Raw genomic sequence first — 22,870 nt, 5'->3', positions numbered from 1 at the left:
TCGAACGGTGTGGAGGTGCCCATCGCCGGCGGACCGACCCGGCTGCGGGTCATGAGCTTCAACGTCCGGGGCTTCTCGTCGCCCGTGGACGGCCGGCTCCGGTGGTCGCGGCGGGCCGGGCTCAATGCCGACGTCGTGCGCCGTGGGGCGCCGGACGTCCTCGGCGTGCAGGAGCTCCAGGCCGAGGCGCTCGCCACCTACCGCGAGCAGCTCTCCGGCTACCGGCTCGTCCTCGGTCCGGCGGCGGGCACCCGCCGACGTCCGGAGTACAACGCGATCCTCTACGACCCCGACCGGCTCGACGTGCTCGACGCCGACGGCTTCTGGCTCAGCGAGACCCCGGACGTGCCGTCCACCGCGTGGGGCTCGCGCAACGTCCGCACCGCGCACGGGGTGACCTTCGCCGTCCGCGGCACCGGGGTGGTCTTCCGGCACGTCAACACGCACCTCGACCACTGGAGCGCCCTCGCCCGCGAGCGGGGCGCCGAGCTGCTGCTCGTGCGCACGAACGGCGGCCTGCCGACGGTGGTGACCGGGGACTTCAACTGCCCGGCCGACTCCGCGCCCCACCGCTCGTTCCTCGCGGAGGGCTTCGAGGACACCTACCTCGCCGTCGGTGGGGACGGGGGCGCGGACGCGGCCACCTTCCACGGCTTCGGGGGCGTCCGGTCCCACGTCGTGCGCTCGTTCCACCGCGCGCGCAACGGCCGCGCACCCCTGCGCCTCGACTGGATCCTCGTCGGGGGGCCCGGGGGAGCCTGGAGCGTCGAGTCGGCCGCCATCGTGCGCGACCGCGATCCCGCCTCGGGCGCACCTCCGAGCGACCACGACCCCGTCGTCGCCGATCTCCGCCTCGAGGGACCGCAGCGCTCGAGCGGTACCCGCCAGTAGGGTCCCGGCCCGTGGACGTCGACGACCTCGAGGCCTACGTCGACCGGTGGTCGCGGGCGCACGGGGGCTACGACGTCCGGTCCTCCCGGCCCACCATGGCCTGGCTCCGCCTCGCGCACGCCCTCGGTGCGCCGCTGGCCCGTCGCGGCATCCCGGCGACCTGGGTGACGGCCGCCGGCGGCATCGGCGCGGTCGCCGTCGGCGGCGTCGCCGCGCTCGGGGGCCGGTGGGCCCTGCTCGCCGCGGCGCTCGTGGTGGTCGTCGCGGTGCTCGACGGGATCGACGGCGCCGTCGCGGAGCTGACCGGCAGCTCGAGCGCCTGGGGTCAGGTGCTCGACCAGCTCGTCGACCGCGTCGGCGACGTGGCGATGATCGCCGGGCTGTGGGTCCTCGGCGCCCCCGGGCCGCTGTGCGCGGCGGCGGCGGTGCTGACGCTGCTCGACGAGTCGATCCGGTCCAGCGCGGGCGCGGCCGGCATGGTCGAGATCGGCGTGGTCACGCTCCCCGAGCGCCCGGCCCGGTTGGTGGTCGGCGGCCTCTCGCTCGCCGCCGCGGGGATCGTGCCCCCGGCGGCCGCGCCGACCGTCACCGTCGGCGCCGCCCTCTGGACGGTCATGACCCTCGTGACCACGGTGCAACTGGTGGTGAACGTCCGGCGACGGCTGCGCGGACAGCCGCGGAAGGTGCTCGACGCCGACCCCGGCGACTAGCGACCGGAGCGCCGCATCACCCGGGCACAGGTAGTGTCCGGGGAAGCCGCCCGAGCCTCGGACCCTGGTTCTGCGCAGGTCACCGCCCGTCGATCCGCGCTCCGAGGGACATATCTACATGAGTTCACTGCCGAATCCTGCTGTCGTGACGGGGGCGAACCTCCCCAAGGGCGGCGGGTACGCGGAGCTGTTCGCCCAGGTCCGCGAGGCCGGTCTGATGGACCGCCGCCGGGCCCGCTACCTCGTGAAGATCGTCGTGACGGCCCTGGTCTTCGGCGCCGTCGCGGTCGCCTTCGTGATGATCGGGGACTCGTGGTGGCAGCTGGTCACCGCGGCGGCCTTCGCGGCGCTGTTCGTCCAGTTCGGGTTCATCGGCCACGACGCCGGCCACCTCCAGATCTTCGCCAGCAAGAGGGCCAACGACGTCGTCGGTTACGTGCACGGGGACCTGCTCATCGGGCTCGGGTACGGGTGGTGGGTCGGCAAGCACAACGCCCACCACGCGAACCCCAACCACGAGGAGCGCGACCCCGACGTCGACCTCGGGGTCTTCGCCCTCACCGACGCCCAGGCCACCGGCCCCTCGGCGCCGCGCCGCGGACCGATCGGCCGCTTCGTGATCCGCCACCAGGCGGGCCTGTTCTTCCCGCTGCTGCTGCTCGAGGGCGTGGACCTGCACATCTCCGCGGTCCGGTCGCTCCTCGCCCGCCGGGTGCCCCGGCTGCGGCTGGAGATCGTCCTGCTCGTGGCGCACACCGCCCTCTACTTCGCGGCGGTCTTCCTCGTGCTCTCGCCGGGCGTGGCCGTGGTCTTCATCGTCGTCCACCAGGGGCTGTTCGGCCTGTACCTCGGCTGCTCGTTCGCGCCGGGGCACAAGGGCATGCCCATGCCGACCGCCACGGAGAAGCTCGACCCCGTCCGCAGCCAGGTGCTGACCTCGCGCAACATCCGGGGCGGCCGGGTCGTCGACCTCGTGCTCGGCGGGCTGAACTACCAGATCGAGCACCACCTCTTCCCGCGCATGCCGCGCATGAACCTGCGCCACGCCCAGCCGATGGTCCGCGCGTTCTGCGACCGCCACGCGATCCCGTACACCGAGACGTCCCTGGTCGAGTCCTACGCGCAGGGGCTGCGGCACCTGCGGGCGGTCAGCGCCCCGGCGCGCCTCGGGACGTGAGCGACGCTCAGCCCGTCGCGACGAAGCAGTACCGGTTGATGGTGAACAGGTAGTCGGTGCCCCGCGAGCGCAGGTCGTCGGCCCAGCGCGCGACGTCCTCCTCGGTGAGTCCCTGGCGTCCGGTGACGAAGTCGCCGATGACCTCGATCGTCCCCGCGCTGTAGGTGTTCTCGTCGTAGACGGGGTTGAACAACGGGATCAGCACGCGCTCGGCCACGCGGAAGCCCGCCCGCTCCAGGAGCCCGGGCAGGATGCGGGGCAGCCGTGGGTCGACCAGGTGCTCCTCCCAGGCCGCCAGCACCCGCCGGTGCAGCTCACGGTCGGCGGCGTGCCACACCATCGACTCCCAGTCGGTGTCGAGGACGACGAACCGACCGCCCGGGCGCAGGACCCGCCGGGCCTCGACGAAGGCGCCGAGGACGTCGGCCACGTACTCGTAGACCTGCGTCGAGACGACGGCGTCGAAGGCCTCGTCGGGGTAGGGGAGCGCGGCGGCGTCCCCCTCGTCGATGCGGACCTGGGGACGGTCCGCGCAGTGCGCCGTGGCCATGGCGTTCATCGCCGGGCTGGGGTCGAGCCCGCGCACCACGCCGTCGGCCCCGACGGCGTCGGCGATCGCACCGACCAGGAAACCCGGACCCGAGCCGACGTCGAGCACGGTCTCACCGGCGGCCGGGCGGAGCAGGCGGAGTACCTCGGCCCGCTGTGCCACCACGTCGGGGGTGGAGTAGACGCGCTGCAGGCGCCGGGCCCCCTCGTCGTCGAACCCCAACATGGCCATCGGGCGCCCCGTCCCTCGTCGGTCGAGTGACCGTAGTGAAGGACGGGAGTCGAGGACAGGGGTCGGGGACGCCGCCGATCGCGTGGCCCCCCGGTCGTCGTGCTCCGCTCGCCCGCTGCTGCGACCCTCGGACGGTCCACCGCCCCTCGCGAGGAGATCCCCGTGTCGACCACCCCGACCGCACGCCGCATCGCGCTCGACGGCATCACGCTCAACGTCGTTGAGGGCGGTGAGGGGCCGGCGGTGCTGCTCCTGCACGGCTGGCCCGACCGCGCGACGCTCTGGCAGCACCAGATCGACACCCTGGCCGCCCGGGGCTTCCGGGTGATCGCCCCCGACCTGCGGGGGTTCGGGGACTCCGAGCGCCCCGCGGAGGTCGAGCGCTACGGGCTGCGGACCGTGCTCGGCGACCTCCTCGGGCTGCTGGACGCCCTGGAGGTCGGCGAGGTCCGCGTCGCCGGGCACGACTGGGGCGCGCTGGTCGCCTGGGCGTTCGCCGCGTTCGCGCCCGAGCGGGTCACGCGCCTCGCCGCGTTCTCGGTCGGCCACCCGCAGGCGTTCGCGTCGGCGGGCTTCGTCCAGAAGCAACTCTCCTGGTACATGCTCTGGTTCCAGTTCCCCGGGGTCGCCGAGGCGCAGCTGCCCGCCGACGACTGGCGGTGGTTCCGGGAGTGGGCCCACGACGGCGTGCCCCGCGGCGCCGACGCCCTGGTCGAGACGCAGATCGCGGACCTGGAGCGGCCGGGCGCGCTCGTCGCGGGCTTCAACTGGTACCGCGCCAACATGCCGCCGGGGATCTTCGCGGCCACCGAGGGGCCGCTGGAGATGCCGGCGATCGGGTGCCCGGTGCTCGGGGTGTGGAGCGATCGGGACCCCGCCCTCACCGAGCGGCAGATGACCGACTCCCAGCGCTTCGTCACCGGTCCCTGGCGCTACGAGCGCCTGCCCCGCGTCGGGCACTGGATCCCCGCCCACGCCCCGGAGCGCACGACCGCGCTCCTGCTCGAGCACTTCGCCTAGCGCGGTGAAGCTCCTCGTCGCCAACCGGGCCGAGATCGCGGTCCGGATCCTCGGCACCGCCGCGGCGCTCGGGGTGCCGACCGTCGCGGTGCACCCCGACGACGACGCCGACGGCGCGCACGTCGCCCGCGCCGACGAGGCCGTGCGGCTCCCTGGGGTCGGCGCCGCGGCCTACCTCGACGTCGACGAGATCGTCGGGGCCGCCGTGCGCACCGGCTGCGACACCCTGCACCCGGGCTACGGCTTCCTCGCCGAGAACCCGGCGCTGTCGCGGGCCTGCGCGGACCGGGGGATCGCCTTCGTCGGCCCCGACCCGGAGACGCTGGCGCTGTTCGGGGACAAGACGCGCACCCGGGAGCGTGCTCGCGCGCTGGGGATTCCGGTGCTCGCCGGCACCGAGGGGCCCACCGACCTCGCGACGGCCCGGGCGTTCCTGGACGCGCTCGGTCCCGGCGGCGCGGTGATGGTCAAGGCGCTGGCCGGGGGCGGCGGGCGGGGGATGCGGCCGGTCACCGATCCCGGCGTGCTCGAGGCGACGATGCGCCTGTGCGCCTCCGAGGCCCGCGCGGCCTTCGGTGACGACGCCGTCTACGTCGAGCAGCTGCTCCCGCACGCGCGCCACATCGAGGTCCAGGTGCTCGGCGACGGTTTGGGCACCGTGGTGCTCGGCGACCGCGACTGCTCGGCGCAGCGGAGCCGTCAGAAGCTCGTGGAGATCGCGCCGGCGCCGGCGCTGCCCGACGACGTGCGTGCCGCCCTGCACGACGCGGCGACGCGCCTCGTCGCGGCGTACGCCGGGCTGGCGACGGTCGAGTTCCTCGTGGCCGACGGGCAGCGGGCCCTCCTCGAGGTGAACCCGCGCATCCAGGTCGAGCACACCGTCACCGAGGAGACGACCGGCGTCGACCTCGTCGAGGCCGGCCTGCGGGTGGCCCACGGCGAGGCCCTCGCCGACCTCGGCCTCACCGCCACACCCGCGCCGCGGGGCACCGCGCTGCAGGTGCGGGTCAACACCGAGACCGTCGCGGCCGACGGCACGGTGACGAGCGGGGCCGGCACGCTGACCCGGTTCCAGCCCCCGAGCGGGCGCGGCGTGCGCGTCGACACCCACGGCTACGCCGGGTTCGCCGTCGGCCCCCGCTACGACTCGCTGCTCGCGAAGGTGATCGTCACCGCCGGCTCGGTCGCGCAGGCCGCCGGGCGCGCGCGGCGGGCGCTGGCCGAGTTCGACGTCGACGGCGTGCCGGTGAACGTCGCCCTCCTCCGGGCGCTGCTCGACCGGCCGGAGCTGGTCGACGGCACCCTCGACACCGCCTTCGTCGACGCGCACCTCCCGGATCTCGTGCCGGACGCCGCGGCGGCGGCGCGGGCGCCGGTGGCCCCGCCCGGCACCGAGGCGGCGCTGAGCACCACCCACGGCGTGGTCGTCGCGATCGAGGTCGCCGACGGCGACGTCGTCCCGGCCGGCGCCGAGCTCGTGGTGCTCGAGGCGATGAAGATGCAGCACGTCGTGCACGCCGGGGCCGCCGGCCGGGTCGACACCGTGGCGGTGGAGGTCGGCGACACGGTCGCCGCCGGCGTGCCCGTCGCGTTCCTCGCGCCGGTCGACGACGTCGACGCCCCGGCGCAGGAGGCCACCGCCACGGACCTCGACCACGTGCGCGCCGACCTGGCCGAGTCCCTCGGCCGCCACGAGACCGGTCTCGACGCGGGACGCCCCGAAGCGACGCGTCGGCGGCACGAGGCGGGCCGGCGCACCGCGCGCGAGAACGTCGACGACCTGCTCGACCCCGACAGCTTCGTCGAGTACGGCGCGCTCACGATCGCCGCCCAACGCGCGCGCCGCAGCGTCGACGACCTCGTCGCCCGCACCCCCGCCGACGGGCTGATCACCGGCACCGGGACGGTCGCGGGCCTCGCGGTGGCCGTCATGTCGTACGACTACACGGTGCTGGCGGGCACGCAGGGCGTCCACAACCACGCCAAGACCGACCGTCTGTTCACCCTGGCCGCGCGCGGGCGCCTGCCCGTCGTGATCTTCGCGGAGGGCGGCGGCGGACGTCCCGGCGACACCGACACCTCGGCGGTCGCCCAGCTCGACGTGCCGACGTTCCGGCTGCTCGCCGAGCTCCGGGGCGTCGTCCCCACCCTCGCCGTGGTCTCCGGCTACTGCTTCGCCGGCAACGCCGCGCTGGCCGGGAGCTGCGAGGTGATCGTCGCCACCGAGGGCAGCAGCCTCGGGATGGGCGGGCCGGCGATGATCGAGGGTGGCGGTCTCGGGACCGTCGCTCCCGGCGACGTCGGCCCGATGGACGTGCAGTGGGCCAACGGCGTCGTCGACGTCCTCGTCCCCGACGACCCGGCGGCGGTCGCGGCAGCGCGGCGCTACCTGTCGTACGTCACGCCCTCCGACGGCCGGACGGCGGCGGTCGAGCACGCGGACCCGCGGGCGCTGCGCCACCTCGTGCCGGAGAACCGTCTGCGCGCCTACGCGATCCGGCCCGTCCTCGACGCGCTGTTCGACACCGGCAGCGTCCTGGAGCTGCGCGGCGGCTTCGGCGCCGGGATCGTCACCGCGCTGGCCCGCCTCGACGGCCGCGCGGTCGGCGTCCTGGCCAACAACCCCGAGCACCTCGGCGGCGCGATCGACGGTGACGCGGCGGACAAGGCCACCGCGTTCCTCGACCTCTGCCGGGCGCACCGGCTCCCGGTGGTCAGCCTGTGCGACACCCCCGGGTTCATGGTCGGCCCGGACGCGGAGCGCACCGCGACCGTGCGCCGGTTCTCCGCGATGTTCGTGGCCGGGGCCCGGCTGGCGGCGCCGCTGTGCACGGTCGTGCTGCGCAAGGGCTACGGCCTCGGTGCGATGGCGATGGCCGGTGGCGACCTGAAGGCGCCCGCCCTGACCGTCGCGTGGCCGACCGGCGAGTTCGGGGGCATGGGCCTGGAGGGCGCGGTGCGGCTCGGGTACCGCAAGGAGCTCGACGCGATCGACGACCCCGACGCCCGTCGCGAGCGCTACGACGAGCTGGTGGCGACGTACTACGAGCGCGGCAAGGCGCTCAGCGTCGCGACGGTCTTCGAGATCGACGACGTCATCGACCCTGCCGACACCCGCGTGCTCCTGGCCCGGGCGCTGGGCCGCGCCGGGCCCTCGTGAGCGGATGTCGGTCGGTCAGCGTCGCCCTCGGAGGGCCGCCCACCACGGCCGTCGTGCGGCGGCGGCCTCGGCCTGGCGGCGTCGCGCCTCCCACCGCTCGGCCCAGCCCGGCATGTGGGCGGCGAGCACGGCCTCCACCTCGGCGATCTCGCCGTGGCGCAGCACGTCGGCGTCCGGGCCCAGGAGCGAAGCGAGGCCGCGCGGCGGGATCTCGGAGCGGTGCACCGGCACCCCGTAGCGGCGGGCCAGCGCGGCGCGCTGCTCGCCGGGGATGGCCGGGCCGGTGAGGACGAAGCGCGGGTAGGCGTGCGAGGCGCGCCAGCCCCGGGCGCCCTCGAGGACCTGGCCCCAGAGCGCCACGACGCCGAGCACCTCGTGGTCCGAGGGACCCCACTCGAGCGTGCCCGGGTCGGTCACCGCGTAGAGCCCGCACGCGCACCGGTCACCCGGCGGCGCGTGCCGTTGCGACCCGCAGGTCGCGATCATGGGTTGGCGGGCGGGCCAGGTGATCCCGGCGAGCGGGGCGACGAGCTCGGTGCGGCGTTGGGCCCGCCGGCCGACGCGCCACGTGCGCCAGCCCAGGATCGGGGCCGGGAGGTCCGGGACCCCGGGGGCGCTCGCGACCGGTCCGCGCCGGACGGGATCGAGCGGCGGGAGGGTCACGACGACCGCACGTCAGGTGCGGGACGTCGCGACGGTCTCGGGATCGTCGTGCTCGACGGTTCGTTCGATCATGACGGGCTCCCGCTCGGGGGAGTCCTCGCCGGGCACGGGTGAGCTGATCGGCTCTGCGGTGAGGCGCCGACGGACGGGGCCGATGTCCATGCCGCAACGCTGCCACGCCAGGGGTCGCCGGACCAGAGGTCCGTCCGGGCGGTTGTCCCCGACGACGTCACCTCGACTCGTGGGGCGCCATGGGCGAGGATCCGGCGACCGTCAGACGCTCCCCGAGCCGGCCGATGAGGATGCGCTCCTCGAGCTCGGGATGGATGCCGCGCAGGCCCCTCGCCCGGGCGAGCGGGCCGAGCGTGCGCGAGAGCAGCCGCTGGGCCCACGCGGGCGGGGAGGCGGGGCGCATCGTGTCGGCCCACTCCTCGGCGAGCAGGGCGAGCTGGAGCAGGCCGGGTCGCCCGCTCGGCGTCGTGTGCCCGGTGGCGGCGAGGCCCCAGCTGGTCATGATCGCTTCCTCGAAGCGGCCGGCGGGCCGGATCTCGATCCGGACCCGGGCCGGTTGGTCCCCCTCGGTCCACCAGGCGTGGACGTCGCCCGCAGGGATGGTGACGCGGTCGCCCGGCAGGGCGGTGCTGATCCGGCGGCCGTGGCGGACCCCGAGCCGGCCCTCCAGGACCTCGAAGCTCTCGCTCTGTCCGGGGTGCACGTGCGGGAAGGCCACGGCTGCGCCCGGCGGCGCCCAGAGCTCGGCGCGGACGCGTTCGCCGCCGGTCTCGGCCGCGCTCTCCAGCACCGCGGCGCGCTCCCGGCTCACGGGATTGACGTAGACGTTGCCGGTGCGGTTCACCTCGGCGGCCATGGGGACTCCTGGTGTGGTCGTCACCTCGACCGTAGGGGCGTTCCGCACCCCTGTATGGCCTGCAGATGGCCGCTCTTCGCCCCGCGGTGCGGGTGGCCGGGCGCGGCTGGTGATCGGCGTGCTCCTGACGGTGAGCGTGCGGGCGTGGAACGCGCCCGAGGGCACCCCCGACCTGAGAGGTGGGCGGGGCGGCGGGCCGGGAGCCGGGCCGGGGCCACCGGTTGTTCGGGACGCTTCGGTTTTCGAAGCGTTCTCTGGCCGGGTCAGACGACGGCGGCTGATCGTCCGCCGGGTCTGGGTTGTCGGTCGGGGTCGATCCAGGGTGGCGGGGTGAACCACGGGAGGCCGTCGATCATGTCGATTCGCCAGTGCCCGTGGTGGATCACCTGGTGGTGGTGTCGGCAGAGCAGGGTGAGGTTGTCGAGGGAGGTCGGTCCGCCGTTGCCCCAGTGGTCGATGTGGTGGGCGTGGCAGCGGCGGGGTCGGCGGGTGCAGCCGGGGAAGGCGCAGCCGCCGTCGCGGAAGTTCAGCGCCCGGCGCATCGCGTCGGGGATCAACCGGGAGCGGCGCCCGATGTCCAGCGGCTCGGACTTGGAGCCCAGGACGAGGGGGACGATGTCGGCGTCGCAGGCCCAGCGGCGGACGGTGGCCGGGTCGGCCAGGGCGCCGGAGTCCAGCGTGCCGTGCCCGGTCGCGAGCTGGAGCCAGCGGTGGTCCATCGTGATCGTCAGCAGCGCCCGCCCGGGCCCGCGGGCGGTCTCTGCTGCGGGCGCGGCGGGTTCGGGGCGGCGAGGTTCGGGGATCAACGCGTCCTCGAGCGGCGCGCCGTCGCCGGCGTCAACGGCATCGGTCTCGTCGGCACCAGCCGTGTCGTTGGCTCCCGAGTCATCGGCCTCCGGGTCGGTGCCGTGCTCGTGGCCGGGCCCAGGCCCCGGCTCGTCGGCCTCGGCCTCGTTCTGGCGGGTGTCGGTGACCAGCCCGTTCGGTCCGAGGGCGTCGGCGAACACTTCCTTGAACGCGCAGGCCTGCCGGTTCCCCAACGACCGGTGGTCATCGGCCCCGGTCGGGGTGGCCAGCACCCCGATGCCTTCGCGGATCGACTCGGCATCGACCGCGTCGTGGATCCGGATCCGCATCTCCAGGGTGCCGTCCAGGCCCGAGGTCATCTTCAGGTCGTCGAACAGGTCGGCGTCCTCATCCGGCGCCGCCCCATCCGGGTCCAGCTTGGCCAGCAGCGCCTCGGCGAGCCGGCGCAGCGTCGCCGGCGGGAACAGCGTCGCCTTCTCCGCCAGATAGGCATCCGCGGCCGGGACCTCGGCGGGGTCGACGTGCTCCATCCTGTCGATCTTGGTCATGGCGCGGCGGATGATCGCCACGTGCTCCGGGGAGATCTCCCCCGAGGCCAGCACCGTCGCGGTGCACGACAACCGCGGCGGCAGCGGCTGACCCTGCAACGACAAGCGCGGGGCCAGGTCCTCGGCCTCGGCGACCAGCCGCCCGGCCTTCGACGGGTCCAACCGCCAGTTCTCCTGCAGCAACCGCTCGGTGCTGCGATCACCCGTCACCGCCGCGAGCCCGAGCCGATCCATCTCCGCGATCCGCTCCAGGCGCCGGTAGTAGGCCTGGTTGCCCGCGATCTCCTCGGCGCGGGCAGCCGCGAGCGCCTCGCGCTCCACGACACCCACGCCTTCGCTCATGTGTTCGATTCTAGAACCGACCCCTGACAACGAAGGGCCGGTTCAGGAAGAACGGCGGGTCGGAGCCGTGGCTACTCCGGCCGGCTCGCGGTGTCTGCGGCCTCTTCGGCGATCTGCTCGAGACCGCGTTGCGAGGCAGTGACCGCCACGGGCTGGGCCTCCACCGTGACGACCAGGCGCCCACGCTGACGTGAGGCGTAGGCAGGGTCGACGACCTCCACCACCTCCTGGCCGCGAGGAAGTGGCAACTGGTTGACGTTCCCGGTCTCGGGTCGATCGACGAGCGCCTTCAGTTCCGTCGCGTCGCTCTCCTGGACCATCTCGATCCACGCCACTGCGACGACGGCGGCGACGTCACCGCGCCGGACCTCGAACAGCGCGCGATAGACCGACTCGCACGGATGCGTCGCGAGGAACTTGCGGACCTCCCCGCGAGCGTCGGCGACACACATTCGCGAATCGGCCTCCGCTCGGACGGCCGAACGGAGGCCGCTCGTCACGAGTCGTCGCTGGATCCGGAACGTGCCCGATCGGGTGATGACACACCGACCGAGAGCACCGCCTCCCTCGTTCTTGACCCCGCCCGAACGCGGGTCGAGCATCGAGCGATGCGGGTGCTCGACCGGCGGGCCGTGGAGGAGCTGCTCGACCCGGACGCGCTCGTGGACGCCGTGGCCGAGGCGATGGTCGATCTCTCCCTGGGGCAGGCGTCGCTGCCGCCGCGCATCGCCGCCCGGATCCCCGACGCCGGGCTGCTCGCCACGATGCCTGCGTACAGCCCGCGGCTGGGAGTGCTGGCGACCAAGCTGCTGACCGTCTACCGCGACAACGAGGCGCAGGGCTTCCCGGTCCACCAGGCCGCGATCGCCGTGTTCGACCCGGCCACCGGCGAGATGCTCGCCCTCGTCAACGGCGACCTCCTCACCGCGGCGCGGACCGCCGCGTGCTCCGCGCTCTCGATCCGGCACCTCGCCCGGCCCGGGTCGCGCGTGCTCGCCGTCCTCGGGAACGGCCCCCAGGCGCGCGAGCACGCCCGGTACGCCTGCCGGGTCCACGACTTCACCGACGTCCGCATCGGCGCCCGTGACCCTGCCAAGGCGGCCGCCCTCGCCGCGGACCTCGAGGGCGAGGGGCTGCCCGCGCGCGGGACCACGATCGGCGACGCCATTGCCGGCGCCGACGTCGTATGCGCGGCGACCAGCACCGTCGAGCCCCTCCTGCGACGGGGGAACGTCCAGCCCGGCACCCACATCGCGTCGGTGGGCTACGTCCCGGACGGCCGCGAGGTCGACGGGGCGGTCCTGCGCGAGGCCCTGGTCGTCGTCGAGCACCGCGAGACCAGCTTGCAGCCCTTCCCGGCCGGCTCGAACGACCTCGCCGATCTGGTGGCCGCGGGGGAGCTCGACCCGGACGGCGTGGTGGAGATCGGCGAGCTCGTCGACGGCCGGCGACCGGGCCGCGAGGACGAGGACCGGGTGACGGTGTTCAAGTCGGTCGGCGTCGCGGTGCAGGACGCCGCCGCGGCGTCGGTGGTGCTCGCGGCCGCCCGACGTGACGGCCGCGGGGTCGACGTCTCGCTGTAGCTCAGCCCGGCTCGGCCGCCACGGGATGCCGGGGCTCGTAGAGGCCGAGCGTCCCGCCGCCGGGGAGCCGGATGCCGGTGAGCAGCCCCCAGCCCTGGTCGGTCACCGGGTCCACGGCGATGCCCCGTCCGCGCAGCTCGGCGGTCGTCGTCTCGACGTCGTCGCACATCAGGTAGAGCTCATGCGACGGAGCCTCGTCGGTGGGGTGGACGGCGACCTCGGCCGGCGGCAGCGCGGCGATGGTCCAGCCGCCGCCGGCGTCGACCGTGCGGGTGCCGAGCAGGTCGCGCAGGAACGCGCGGTCGGCGTCGGCGTCCGCGCTGAACAGGATGACGTGTGCTCCGGTGATCATCGGGGCTCCTCGTCCGGGCGAAGGGAGCTCAGTGTGGCTCCCCTCGCCCGGCGAGGGGCAGTCACCCCGCGGCCGGCAGGCGCCACATCCGGTACAGCGGAGGTCCTCCGGCGGCGGCGACCTCGCCGATGAACGCGAAGCCGTGACGCTCGTAGAGCCTGCGGTTCTGCAGGCTGGTCGCCTCGGTGTACGCGGGCACGCCTTCGCGGTCGCAGCGCTCCAGGACGGGCGCGAGGAGCGCGGACCCGATCCCTCGTCCCTGCCGATCGGGGCGGACGGCCGCCCACTGCAGGTAGTAGTGCGGCTCCGTCGGGTGCTGATCGGCCAGCGCCGAGACGATCTCGAAGACGCGCGGGAGATCGATCTCGGCGACGGACCGCTCGACACCGGCGACGAACGCGTCCTCGTCCTCGATCCCCGACGGGTTCGACGGCGGGCCCCACACGGCCGTGCCGGTGGTGGTGGCATCCGCGGCGACGTAGATCAGATCGTGCACGAGGAACGTCTCGACGAACAGGTCGAAGAAGGCGGGCAGGGTGGCTCGCCGGCGGTCGGCGTCCGGGATCCACCAGATGAAGACGGGGTCGTCCTGGAACGCGCGGGCGAGCACGTCGGGGAGCCCGACGGTCGCGGTGGTGGCGGGACGGACGGCAACGGTCGTCGCTGTGGTCATCGTGCTGCCTCTCTGGGTGGGGCCGGCTCGTTCCGGCCCGTCGATGACCAGGTTCCGCAGCGTCCTGACCGCTTCCTGACGAATCGCTGTCACAGCTGGGGAACGTGCGACACTCCTCGCGGGGGCACGAGACGACCAGGACGCCAGACGATGCTGTTCCGAGTGCTCGGCCCGCTCGAGGTCTCCGGTGGCGACGCGAGGGTGCCGCCGGGCGCGGGGCCGCGGGCGCTGTTGACGGGCCTCTTGCTGCAGCCGAACTCTGTCGTGCCCTCGTACCGGCTGGCCGAGGCGATCTGGGGGGCCGACCCGCCCGACCCGACGGACAACGCGCTGCACCAGGTGATGGCCCGGGTTCGCCGGGCGCTCGGTGCCGCGGGGCGTGCTGTGGTCACCCGCTCGCCCGGCTACCTGCTGGTGGTGGGCGCGTCGTCGATCGACGCGGTGTGCTTCGAGTCGGACTACCGCGCTGCGCTGGCGCGCTCGGCGACCGATCCGGGTGCGGCGGTCGCGCTGCTGGACGAGGCGCTCGCCTGGTGGCGCGGTCCTGCGTACGCCGAGTTTGCGGACGGTTTCGCGCGTCCGGCCGCTCTCCACCTCGAGGAGCTGCGACTGTCCGCCCGGGAGGACCGGGCGGCGCTGCTGCTCGCCGCGGGCTCGATCGCGGAGGCCGTCGCCGGCGCGCGCGACCTCGCCGCGGAGTATCCGCTTCGCGAACGGCCCGTCGAGGTGCTCATGCGCGGGCTGCACGCGGCGGGCCGGCCCGCGGAGGCGCTCGACGCCTACCGCACGCACCGCGAGCACGTCGCCTCCGAGCTCGGGCTCGACCCGACGACCGGGCTGCGCGATCTCGAGGCACGCATTCTCCGCGACGACCCGGGTCTGTCCGCGCGCGGCGCCGCCCGCCCGCCCGCGGCTCCGGCGACCACTGCACCGACGACCGAGCGGACCCTGCCGTGGCGCCCGTCGCCGCTGATCGGGCGCGAGGACGAACTACACCTGCTCCGGACGGGTATCGCCACCCGGCCGGTCGTGACCCTGGTCGGGCCGGGAGGGGTCGGCAAGACCCGGCTGGCGCTGGAGGTCGCGCATCACGTCGTCGAGGACGGCGGCTCCGCATGGTGGGCCGACCTGACCACCGTCACGCCGGGCCGACTGGTGGCCTCCCTCGCCGACGCGACCGGATCGGAGCTGCCGCCGGGCGACGACGGCGCCGGCGCCCTGTGCACCGCGCTGCGCCACCGCACGGGCGTGCTCTGCCTCGACAACGCCGAGCACCTCCTCGATGCGCTCGCCGAGATCGTCGAGCGGTTGACCGCGAGCGCCCCGGACCTGGTCGTGCTCGCCACGAGCCGGGAACGACTGGCGCTCGACAACGAGAGTGTCCGCGTCCTCGCGCCCCTGCCCCTGCCCGAGGACGCGGACCGGTCCAACCCCGCGGTGCGCCTGTTCATCGAGCGTGCGCCCGATCTCGACCCGAGCGCCCTGACCGGCGAGCAGCTGGCCCTGGTGGCCGAACTGTGCCGGCGCCTCGACGGGCTGCCGCTGGCGATCGAGCTCGGCGCGGCGCGGGCACCCACCCTCGGACTGGCCGGCCTCTCGGATCGACTGCGCGAGCGACTCGACCTCCTCGCCGGTGGGCGTCGCACCGGTGCCGCACGCCACCGCACGCTGCGCGCCGTCGTCGACTGGTCCCATGACCTGCTCACCGGGGAGGAGGCACAGCTCTTCCGGCGGCTGGCCGTCTTCCCTGCCTCGTTCTCGCTCGACCAGGTGGAGTCGGTCTGCGCGGACGCGACGCTCCCGGCGCACGTCGTCGCGGGCCTCGTGGCCCGACTCGTCGAGCAGTCGCTGGTGCAGGCCAGCATCGGGCGGTTCCGGCTGCTCGAGACGTTGCGGACGTACGCGCTCGAGCGGCTCGTCGCGGTGGGGGAGGAGCCGGGGCTGCGCGAGCGGCACGCCCGCGACACGGGCGCGCGGCTCGCCGAGCTCGACCGCCGGATGTGGACCCCCGCCGAGGCCTCGGCCGTCCTCGGGGTGGGCCGTCTCGTGCCCGACCTCCACGCCGCCTGGGACCACGCCGTCGAGCACGATCGGCGGCTCGCCGTCGCTCTGGCGGGCGACGTCTACGACTACGCCTACGGTCGCCAACGCCTCGACCTGCTCGCGTGGGGACTGCGCGTGGCCACGTGGGACCGCGCGGAGGAGTTCGCCCACCCGCGCCGGCCGCGGGCCCTGGCTGCGGCCAGCGCGGCGGCCTGGGCTGCCGGCCGGTTGGACGAGGCCGACGGCTACGCGGCGTCCGGCGCCCTTGCGGCCGCCCCGGATCGGCCCGCGGGCGCGCGGGCGGTGACCCAGCAGGGCAACATCGCGATGTTCCGGGGCCGCACGGAGGACGCGCTGGCGGCCTTCCGTGAAGCAGGGGAGCTGCATCGCGCCGCGGGTGAGGAATGCCGCGCCCTGGCCGACGAGGTGTCCGTGGCGCAGACCCTCGTCTACGCGGGCCGTGCGGCGGAGTCCCGGCGCATCCTGGACGAGCTCCTTCCCCGGAGCGCACGCGGCGGGCCGGGCATGCTTGCCTGGGCGCACTACGTCGTCGGGGAGGCGGTCACCAACATCGACGTCGAGCGGGCCATGGCCGCGTACGCGACCGCGATCGCCTACGCGGACGAGGTCGACTGTCGGCTTTTCGAGATGCTCGCCCGCGGGGCGATCGTCGCCCTCGCGGCCCGGAGCGGCGAACCGGCGAAGGCACTGGACCGGTTCGACGCGTTCTTCGACCGACAGGACGAGGTGGGCAACGAGCTCGTCGAGCTCTGGCTGCTGCGCTTCCTCGTCGTCCTCCTGGCCCGGCTCGACGCCTCCGACGACGCGGCGGTGCTGGCCGGGGCCCTCCTGGCGGCGCAGGACCGCTACCCGAGCTTCGGGCCCTACGCCTCCCCGGTCGAGTCGACGGTGGCGCGCCTGCGGGACAGGTGGGGTGCGTCCGAGACCGATGACGCCCTCCGCCGCGGCGCCCTCCTCGACCATGCCGGCACGCACGCCCACGCTCGTGGCGCCATCCGGACGGCGCGGCAGGCACTGACGGACCGTCGCCCCCGCGCGATCATGCCCCGAGGTGATGGGTGATCTCGGCGGCGGTGCGGCCGACGACGCGCGCGAGCGGGGCGAAGGTGTCGCCGCACGCCGGCTCGCACTGGTGCGGGAACGTCACGCTGATGGCCGCGACCGCCTGGCCGCCGGCGTCGCGGATCGGGTGGGCGACCGAGGCGTAGCCGCGGCTGACCTCCCCGTCCTCCACCGACCAGCCGCGCCGCGCGTCGGCGGCCAGCACCGCCGTGAGCGTGCGCTGGGACGTCGGACCGCGATCGGTGCGCCGGGTCGGCGGCCCTCCGCCGGCGAGGACGGCGCGGCGCTGCGCGGGGGCGAGCCCGGCGAGGACCGCCCGCCCCGACGCCGTCAGGTGCGCGGGGAGCCGGACGCCGACGGCGGTGACGAGGGTCTGCGGACGGGGCGGGCGTTCGCGCAGCAGGTAGAGCAGCTCCCGCCCGTCGAGCACCCCGAGGTGGACGTCGTGGCCCACCCGGCGCGCGAGGCGCCGCAACGACGGCCCGGCCACCTCGTCGACCGGGTGGTGGCGCAGGTAGCCCGTCCCGATCTCGAAGGCGCCGATCCCGACGGCCCAGCGACCCCGGTCGGGGAGGTGGGCGACGACGCCGGCGGCCTCGAGCTCGGTGAGCAGGTGGTAGGTGCTCGAGCGGGGCAGGTCGAGGCGCGCCGCGAGCGTCGTCGCGGTCAACGGCTCCTCGGACGCCGCGAGCAGCCGCAGGATCGCGAGCCCGCGTCGCAACCCCGGGACGCCGGCCATCGGCCCAGTCTCGTATCCCAGACACCGGACGGCCAGAGCGTCTGTCCCGGACGTCGCGGGAGCGCTGCACTGGGACCCATGCCAGCAGCGCGGGGACGGACGATGACGGCACGCACGTGGGGCGCCGAGGGCGCGCTGCGGATGCTCGACAACAACCTCGACCCCGAGGTGGCCGAGCGGCCCGAGGACCTGGTGGTCTACGGCGGCACGGGCAAGGCCGCCCGGGACCACGCGAGCCTCGCCGCCATCCGGCGCTGCCTCGTCGACCTCGCCCCGGACGAGACGCTGCTGGTGCAGTCAGGGCGTCCCGTCGGCGTCTTCACCACCCACGACTGGGCGCCGCGGGTGCTGATCGCCAACGCGAACCTCGTCGGCGACTGGGCCACCTGGCCGGAGTTCCGGCGGCTCGAGCACCTCGGCCTGACGATGTACGGCCAGATGACCGCCGGCTCGTGGATCTACATCGGCAGCCAGGGCATCCTGCAGGGCACCTACGAGACGTTCGCCGCCGTCGCCCGCGCCCGGGGCGGTTCGCTCGCGGGCACCCTGACGCTCACCGCCGGGCTCGGCGGCATGGGCGGCGCGCAGCCGCTCGCGGTGACCATGAACGGCGGGACGGCACTGGTCGTCGAGGCCGATCCCGCCCGCGCGCGCCGACGGGTGGAGACCGGCTACCTCGACGAGGTCGCCGACGACCTCGACACCGCGCTCGCCCGGGTCGAGGCGGCTCGGAGCGCGCACGAGGCCGTCTCGGTCGGCGTCATCGGCAACGCCGCCGCGTTGCTGCCCGCGATCCGGCGCCGGGGCGCGCCCGTCGACGTCGTCACCGACCAGACCTCGGCGCACGACCCGCTGTCCTACCTCCCGGTCGGCGTCGACCTCGCCGACTGGGGCGAGTACGCCCGCACCAAGCCCGAGGAGTTCACCGACCGGGCGCGGGACTCGATGGGCGTGCACGTCGAGGCCATGCTCGGGTTTCTCGACGACGGCGCCGAGGTCTTCGACTACGGCAACTCGATCCGCGCCGAGGCCCGCCTCGCCGGCGTCGAGCGCGCCTTCGAGATCCCCGGCTTCGTCCCCGCCTACATCCGCCCGCAGTTCTGCGAGGGCCGCGGGCCCTTCCGGTGGGCGGCGCTCTCCGGCGACCCCGCCGACATCGCGGCCACCGACCGCGCGGTCCTCGACCTCTTCGGCGACGACGAGCCGCTCGCGCGCTGGATGCGCCTGGCGGGGGAGAAGGTGCGCCACCAGGGCCTGCCCGCGCGCATCTGCTGGCTCGGCTACGGCGAGCGCCACCGTGCGGGGGAGCGGTTCAACGAGATGGTCGCGTCCGGCGAGCTCTCGGCCCCGGTGGTGATCGGTCGCGACCACCTCGACGCCGGCAGCGTCGCCTCGCCGCACCGCGAGACCGAGGCGATGATGGACGGCTCGGACGCGATCGCCGACTGGCCCCTGCTCAACGCCCTGCTCAACACCGCGTCCGGGGCCAGCTGGGTGTCGCTGCACCACGGCGGCGGGGTCGGGATCGGGCGCTCGATCCACGCCGGGCAGGTGTGCGTCGCCGACGGCTCGGAGCTCGCCGGGCGCAAGATCGCGCGTGTGCTCACCAACGACCCCGGCACCGGCGTGATCCGCCACGCCGACGCCGGCTACCCCCGTGCCCTCGAGGTCGCCGACGAGCGCGGGGTGCGGATCCCCCTCCGAGAGACACAGCGGGAGCAGGGATGACACTGCTGACCGACCTCGAGGACATCGGCCGCGACCCCCGCCGCGGCGGCTGGTCCCGCCACCTCGGCGACGACGCCGAGGGGACCCTGCGGGAGTGGTTCACCGAGCAGGCCGGGCGGCGCGGTCTGCAGGTGGAGACCGACGCGAACCTCAACCTGTGGGCCTGGTGGGGCGACCCCGAGGGGCCCGACGCCGTCGTCACCGGCAGCCACCTCGACTCCGTCCCCGGCGGCGGCGCCTACGACGGCCCGCTCGGCGTGGTGTCGGCGCTGGCGGCCGTCGACGCGCTCCGGGCTCGCGGCGTGGTCCCGGGACGCCCGCTCGCGGTGGTCGTCTTCGCCGAGGAGGAGGGCGGGCGCTTCGGGGTGCCGTGCCTGGGCTCGCGGCTGCTCACCGGCTCCCTGGACCCCGACCGGGCGCGCGGGCTGCGCGACCGCGACGGCGTGACGCTCGCCGAGGCGCTCGCAGGACGCGGCCACGACCCGGCTCGGCTCGGACCGGAGCCGGAGCGACTGGCCCGCCTCGGCCGCTTCGTCGAGCTCCACGTCGAGCAGGGACGGGCGCTCGCACCGCGCGGGGACGCGCTGGCCGTCGGGTCGACGATCGTGGCGCACGGCCGCTGGCGGCTCTCGTTCACCGGGCGCGCCGACCACGCCGGCACCACGCGTCGCGCCGATCGTCGCGACCCGATGATCCCGGCGGCGACGACGGTGCTCGCCGCCCGCGCCGCGATGGAGGCCCACGGCGACGACGCGCGCGCCACCGTCGGGCGCCTGCACCCGGTGCCCGGCGGGACCAACGTCGTCGCCTCCCGGGTGGACCTGTGGCTCGACGCCCGCGGCCCGCTCCCGCAGACGCTCGTCGACGACGTCACCGCCGCCGCACAGAGCGCAGCCGCCGCCGAGGGGTGCACCGTCGAGGTGCGCGCCGAGTCGGTGTCCGACGAGGTCACCCTCGACCCCGGACTCGCCGACACGCTGGCGACGATCACGCGGGCCGGCCGTCTCGCCACCGCCGCGGGCCACGACGCCGGCGTCCTCGCCGCGCACCTGCCCACCGGGATGCTGTACGTCCGCAACCCCACCGGGGCCAGCCACGCGCCCGACGAGCACGCCGAGGACGCGGACGTCGCGGCCGGCGTCCGTGCCCTCGCCGACGTCCTGGAGGAGCTGTGTCGCTGATCTGGTGCGAGCAGGCGTGGCTCCCCGGCGGTCCCGGCGGTCCCACGGCCGCGGTGGCGCTGGAGATCGTCGACGGCCGGATCGCCGGGATCACGCCCGGCGCGCCCCGCCACGGCACCGTCCTGCCCGGGCTCACCCTCCCGGGCCTGGTCAACCGGCACTCCCACGCCTTCCACCGCGCCCTGCGCGGCCACCCCGCCCGGGCGGCGGGCTCGTTCTGGAGCTGGCGCGAGGGCATGTACCGCCTCGCCGCCGCCCTCGACCCGGACGGCTACCGGACGCTGGCGACCGCCGTCTACGCCGAGATGGTGCTCGCCGGGCACACCGCGGTCACCGAGTTCCACTACCTGCACCACGCTGCCGGCGGGCGTCCCTACGCCGACCCGATCGCGATGGACCGCGCGCTCGTCGACGCCGCCGCGGCGGCCGGGCTGCGGCTGACGCTGCTCGACACCTGCTATCTCGCGGGCGGCATCGGCCGCCCGCCCGAGGGCGTCCAGCGCCGCTTCGCCGACGCCGACGTCGAGACCTGGGCGGCGCGGGCGGAGCGCGTCGCGGCGCTCGACGACGGCGCGGGGGATCACGGTGGCTGCGTCCGCGTCGGCGCCGCGATCCACTCGGTGCGTGCGGTGCCGCGCGGGGCCCTGCCGACGGTCGCGGCCTGGGCGCGGGACCGGCCGTTGCACGTCCACCTCTCCGAGCAGCCCGACGAGAACGCCGTCTGCCTCGCCGCCCACGGCCGCACCCCGACCGTGCTCCTCGACGAGGCCGGCGCCCTCGGGCCCGAGACCACCGCGGTGCACGCCACCCACCTCACCGACGACGACGTCGCCCGCCTCGCCCGCACCGGCGCGCGGGCCTGCTTCTGCCCGACGACCGAACGGGACCTGGGCGACGGGATCGGCCCGGCCGGCGCACTGGCCTTGGCCGGCGTCCCGCTGTGCCTGGGCAGCGACAGCCACGCCGTCGTCGACCCGTTCGAGGAGATGCGCGCGCTGGAGATGCACGAGCGGCTGCGCCACGGCGTGCGGGAACGGTTCACGCCCGGGGAGCTCCTGGACGCCGGCACCGACGGCGCGCGCCTCGCCGTCGGGGCGCCCGCCGACCTCGTCACCGTCGACACCGCCTCGGTGCGCACCGCGGGCGCCCGGCCGGACGGGGTCCTGCTCGCCGCGTCGGCGGCCGACGTCCGCGAGGTCCGGGTCGGCGGACAGGTGATCGTCCGCGACGGGGTCCACCAGCTCGTCGAGCGGCCCGCGGCGCGCCTGGCCGCCGAGATCGGCGCCCTGCACGCCCGCGCGCAGGAGGCGGCATGACGACCCAGCTGATCACCGGGATCGGCGAGCTCACCACGCACGACCCGGACGGACCGACGGGCCCGGGGCCGTTCGCCCTGGTGGTCGACGGCGACCGCGTGGCCTGGACGGGGCGCGCACGGGACGCCCCCGCCTGCGACACCGCGGTCGACGTCGAGGGCCGCGCGGTGCTGCCCGGCTGGGTCGACAGCCACACCCACCTGGTCTTCGCGGGCGACCGGCGCGAGGAGTTCGCGCAGCGGGCCGCCGGCCGGCCGTACACGGCGGCGGGGATCCGCACGACGGTGACGGCCACCCGCGCCGCGTCCGACGCCGACCTCGCCGCCCGGCTGCGCCGCCACGTCGCGGAGGCCGTGGGTCAGGGCACCACGTGTCTGGAGACCAAGACCGGCTACGGGCTCTCGGTCGCCGACGAGGCCCGCGCGGCCCGGATCGCCGCGGAGGAGGTCGACGAGGTCACCTTCCTCGGCGCCCACCTGACCCCCGCCGACACCACCACCGACGAGTACCTCGACCTCGTCTGCGGCCCGATGCTCGACGCCGTCGCGGACGACGTGCGCTGGATCGACGTCTTCTGCGAGGAGGGCGCCTTCGACGCCGACGCCGCGGCCCGGGTGCTCGCCGCCGGCGCCGCGCGCGGGCTCGGCGGGCGGGTGCACGGCAACCAGCTCGGCCCCGGCCCCGGGGTGCGCGTGGCCGTGGACGCCGGCGCCGCCTCGGTCGACCACGCCACGCACCTGACCGACGCCGACGTCGACGCGCTCGCCGGCTCGTCGACGGTGGCGACCCTGCTGCCCGCGTGCGACCTGGTCACCGGCCAGCCCGCCCCGCCGGCGCGGCGTCTCACCGACGCGGGTGTGACGGTCGCGCTGGCGAGCAACGCGAACCCCGGGAGCTGCTACACCACGTCCATGGCGCTCTGCGTGTCCCTGGCGGTGCTGCGCTCCGGCCTGTCCGTCGAGGAGGCGGTGCGCGCCGCGACCCTCGGCGGCGCCCGGGCGCTGCGCCGCGACGACGTCGGGCACCTGCGCGTCGGGGCCCGCGCCGACCTGCACGTCCTCGACGCACCGACCGTCGTCGACCTCGCCCAGCGCCCCGGCGTCCCGCTGACCGCGGCCGTGTGGCGCGCCGGCCGTCGCGTGCGTCCCGCACCCCGTCTCGAGGAGGCCCGAGCGTGAGCACCCACATCCCGGTCCGCCCGGAGG

The 22,870-nt window shown here is 75.4% G+C and carries 20 protein-coding genes; 11 read left to right on the top strand and 9 right to left on the bottom strand.

Annotation, left to right across the window (positions count from 1 at the left end; translation table 11 throughout):
• Positions 1-15 precede the first annotated feature (15 nt).
• From PH191_RS15225 to PH191_RS15215, 3 genes are all read left to right on the top strand, one after another.
• The gene (locus tag PH191_RS15225) at positions 16-891 is read left to right on the top strand and encodes an endonuclease/exonuclease/phosphatase family protein (protein WP_274195470.1); all 876 of its coding nucleotides are present in this window, start codon (positions 16-18) and stop codon (positions 889-891) included.
• An 11-nt stretch (positions 892-902) separates the two neighbouring features.
• Positions 903-1,601, top strand: a complete 699-nt coding sequence (locus PH191_RS15220) for a CDP-alcohol phosphatidyltransferase family protein (RefSeq protein WP_274195469.1) — start codon at positions 903-905, stop codon at positions 1,599-1,601.
• Between the two features lie 118 nt (positions 1,602-1,719).
• The gene (locus tag PH191_RS15215; RefSeq protein WP_274195468.1) at positions 1,720-2,778 is read left to right on the top strand and encodes a fatty acid desaturase family protein; all 1,059 of its coding nucleotides are present in this window, start codon (positions 1,720-1,722) and stop codon (positions 2,776-2,778) included.
• A gap of 7 nt (positions 2,779-2,785) precedes the next feature.
• Here PH191_RS15215 and PH191_RS15210 read toward each other — a convergent pair whose 3' ends face one another.
• Positions 2,786-3,559, bottom strand: coding sequence for a methyltransferase domain-containing protein (locus PH191_RS15210; RefSeq protein WP_274195467.1), 774 nt, complete (start codon positions 3,557-3,559; stop codon positions 2,786-2,788).
• 162 nt (positions 3,560-3,721) lie between these two features.
• On the opposite strand from PH191_RS15210, the gene PH191_RS15205 reads away from it, so the two are divergent.
• Both PH191_RS15205 and PH191_RS15200 read left to right on the top strand, forming a co-directional pair.
• Positions 3,722-4,579, top strand: a complete 858-nt coding sequence (locus tag PH191_RS15205; RefSeq protein WP_274195466.1) for an alpha/beta fold hydrolase — start codon at positions 3,722-3,724, stop codon at positions 4,577-4,579.
• A 4-nt stretch (positions 4,580-4,583) separates the two neighbouring features.
• On the top strand, positions 4,584-7,739 hold the full coding sequence (locus PH191_RS15200) for an acetyl-CoA carboxylase family protein (RefSeq protein ID WP_274195465.1): 3,156 nt from the start codon (positions 4,584-4,586) through the stop codon (positions 7,737-7,739).
• Positions 7,740-7,754: 15 nt separating this feature from the next.
• On the opposite strand, the gene PH191_RS15195 is transcribed toward PH191_RS15200, so the two are convergent.
• The 5 genes from PH191_RS15195 to PH191_RS15175 all read right to left on the bottom strand — a co-directional run bounded on the left by PH191_RS15195 (position 7,755) and on the right by PH191_RS15175 (position 11,569).
• Positions 7,755-8,402 (bottom strand): hypothetical protein, encoded by a 648-nt coding sequence (locus PH191_RS15195; RefSeq protein ID WP_274195464.1) that lies wholly within the window; start codon positions 8,400-8,402, stop codon positions 7,755-7,757.
• A 12-nt stretch (positions 8,403-8,414) separates the two neighbouring features.
• Positions 8,415-8,564 (bottom strand): hypothetical protein, encoded by a 150-nt coding sequence (locus tag PH191_RS15190; protein ID WP_274195463.1) that lies wholly within the window; start codon positions 8,562-8,564, stop codon positions 8,415-8,417.
• A 67-nt stretch (positions 8,565-8,631) separates the two neighbouring features.
• The gene (locus PH191_RS15185) at positions 8,632-9,270 is read right to left on the bottom strand and encodes a cupin domain-containing protein (protein WP_274195462.1); all 639 of its coding nucleotides are present in this window, start codon (positions 9,268-9,270) and stop codon (positions 8,632-8,634) included.
• A 263-nt stretch (positions 9,271-9,533) separates the two neighbouring features.
• Positions 9,534-10,967, bottom strand: a complete 1,434-nt coding sequence (locus tag PH191_RS15180; protein WP_274195461.1) for an HNH endonuclease signature motif containing protein — start codon at positions 10,965-10,967, stop codon at positions 9,534-9,536.
• 71 nt (positions 10,968-11,038) lie between these two features.
• Positions 11,039-11,569 carry a hypothetical protein gene (locus PH191_RS15175; protein ID WP_274195460.1) on the bottom strand — a complete coding sequence of 177 codons (531 nt, stop codon included), beginning with the start codon at positions 11,567-11,569 and terminating at the stop codon, positions 11,039-11,041.
• Between the two features lie 6 nt (positions 11,570-11,575).
• Between PH191_RS15175 and PH191_RS15170 the strand changes: the two genes are divergently transcribed.
• Positions 11,576-12,550 carry an ornithine cyclodeaminase family protein gene (locus PH191_RS15170; protein ID WP_274195459.1) on the top strand — a complete coding sequence of 325 codons (975 nt, stop codon included), beginning with the start codon at positions 11,576-11,578 and terminating at the stop codon, positions 12,548-12,550.
• Position 12,551: 1 nt separating this feature from the next.
• Here PH191_RS15170 and PH191_RS15165 read toward each other — a convergent pair whose 3' ends face one another.
• Both PH191_RS15165 and PH191_RS15160 read right to left on the bottom strand, forming a co-directional pair.
• Positions 12,552-12,902 (bottom strand): VOC family protein, encoded by a 351-nt coding sequence (locus PH191_RS15165; RefSeq protein WP_274195458.1) that lies wholly within the window; start codon positions 12,900-12,902, stop codon positions 12,552-12,554.
• Positions 12,903-12,963: 61 nt separating this feature from the next.
• A complete protein-coding gene (locus PH191_RS15160) occupies positions 12,964-13,575 on the bottom strand; it encodes a GNAT family N-acetyltransferase (protein ID WP_274195457.1) in 612 nt (203 codons plus the stop codon).
• Between the two features lie 150 nt (positions 13,576-13,725).
• On the opposite strand from PH191_RS15160, the gene PH191_RS15155 reads away from it, so the two are divergent.
• A complete protein-coding gene (locus tag PH191_RS15155; RefSeq protein WP_274195456.1) occupies positions 13,726-16,701 on the top strand; it encodes an AfsR/SARP family transcriptional regulator in 2,976 nt (991 codons plus the stop codon).
• On the opposite strand, the gene PH191_RS15150 is transcribed toward PH191_RS15155, so the two are convergent.
• Positions 16,679-17,440 (bottom strand): IclR family transcriptional regulator, encoded by a 762-nt coding sequence (locus PH191_RS15150; protein WP_274195455.1) that lies wholly within the window; start codon positions 17,438-17,440, stop codon positions 16,679-16,681. The genes PH191_RS15155 and PH191_RS15150 overlap by 23 nt on opposite strands.
• A gap of 78 nt (positions 17,441-17,518) precedes the next feature.
• On the opposite strand from PH191_RS15150, the gene hutU reads away from it, so the two are divergent.
• From hutU to hutI, 4 genes are read left to right on the top strand one after another with little or no spacing between them, the layout of a single operon-like run.
• The gene (gene hutU, locus PH191_RS15145; RefSeq protein WP_274195454.1) at positions 17,519-19,168 is read left to right on the top strand and encodes a urocanate hydratase; all 1,650 of its coding nucleotides are present in this window, start codon (positions 17,519-17,521) and stop codon (positions 19,166-19,168) included.
• Positions 19,165-20,349 (top strand): allantoate amidohydrolase, encoded by a 1,185-nt coding sequence (locus tag PH191_RS15140; protein WP_274195453.1) that lies wholly within the window; start codon positions 19,165-19,167, stop codon positions 20,347-20,349. The genes hutU and PH191_RS15140 overlap by 4 nt, the downstream gene beginning before the upstream one ends.
• On the top strand, positions 20,340-21,665 hold the full coding sequence (locus PH191_RS15135; RefSeq protein ID WP_274195452.1) for a formimidoylglutamate deiminase: 1,326 nt from the start codon (positions 20,340-20,342) through the stop codon (positions 21,663-21,665). The genes PH191_RS15140 and PH191_RS15135 overlap by 10 nt, the downstream gene beginning before the upstream one ends.
• Entirely contained in the window at positions 21,662-22,843 is a 1,182-nt protein-coding gene (gene hutI, locus PH191_RS15130) for an imidazolonepropionase (protein WP_274195451.1), read from the top strand. The genes PH191_RS15135 and hutI overlap by 4 nt, the downstream gene beginning before the upstream one ends.
• Positions 22,844-22,870: the final 27 nt, after the last annotated feature.

Source organism: Actinomycetospora callitridis (genome assembly GCF_028737265.1).
Classification (GTDB): domain Bacteria; phylum Actinomycetota; class Actinomycetes; order Mycobacteriales; family Pseudonocardiaceae; genus Actinomycetospora; species Actinomycetospora callitridis.
Note: the sequence above shows the minus strand (reverse complement) of the source record. Positions and strands in the feature narration are given on the sequence as shown.

What these genes read in the sequence shown, in the direction of transcription:
- PH191_RS15215 (WP_274195468.1), top strand. Translation starts at nt 1,720, where the DNA reads ATGAGTTCACTGCCGAATCCTGCTGTCGTGACGGGGGCGAACCTCCCC.
- PH191_RS15210 (WP_274195467.1), bottom strand. Translation starts at nt 3,559, where the DNA reads ATGGCCATGTTGGGGTTCGACGACGAGGGGGCCCGGCGCCTGCAGCGC.
- PH191_RS15190 (WP_274195463.1), bottom strand. Translation starts at nt 8,564, where the DNA reads ATGGACATCGGCCCCGTCCGTCGGCGCCTCACCGCAGAGCCGATCAGC.
- PH191_RS15185 (WP_274195462.1), bottom strand. Translation starts at nt 9,270, where the DNA reads ATGGCCGCCGAGGTGAACCGCACCGGCAACGTCTACGTCAATCCCGTG.
- PH191_RS15180 (WP_274195461.1), bottom strand. Translation starts at nt 10,967, where the DNA reads ATGAGCGAAGGCGTGGGTGTCGTGGAGCGCGAGGCGCTCGCGGCTGCC.
- PH191_RS15175 (WP_274195460.1), bottom strand. Translation starts at nt 11,569, where the DNA reads ATGCTCGACCCGCGTTCGGGCGGGGTCAAGAACGAGGGAGGCGGTGCT.
- PH191_RS15170 (WP_274195459.1), top strand. Translation starts at nt 11,576, where the DNA reads ATGCGGGTGCTCGACCGGCGGGCCGTGGAGGAGCTGCTCGACCCGGAC.
- PH191_RS15165 (WP_274195458.1), bottom strand. Translation starts at nt 12,902, where the DNA reads ATGATCACCGGAGCACACGTCATCCTGTTCAGCGCGGACGCCGACGCC.
- PH191_RS15160 (WP_274195457.1), bottom strand. Translation starts at nt 13,575, where the DNA reads ATGACCACAGCGACGACCGTTGCCGTCCGTCCCGCCACCACCGCGACC.
- PH191_RS15155 (WP_274195456.1), top strand. Translation starts at nt 13,726, where the DNA reads ATGCTGTTCCGAGTGCTCGGCCCGCTCGAGGTCTCCGGTGGCGACGCG.
- PH191_RS15150 (WP_274195455.1), bottom strand. Translation starts at nt 17,440, where the DNA reads ATGGCCGGCGTCCCGGGGTTGCGACGCGGGCTCGCGATCCTGCGGCTG.
- hutU (WP_274195454.1), top strand. Translation starts at nt 17,519, where the DNA reads ATGCCAGCAGCGCGGGGACGGACGATGACGGCACGCACGTGGGGCGCC.
- PH191_RS15140 (WP_274195453.1), top strand. Translation starts at nt 19,165, where the DNA reads ATGACACTGCTGACCGACCTCGAGGACATCGGCCGCGACCCCCGCCGC.
- hutI (WP_274195451.1), top strand. Translation starts at nt 21,662, where the DNA reads ATGACGACCCAGCTGATCACCGGGATCGGCGAGCTCACCACGCACGAC.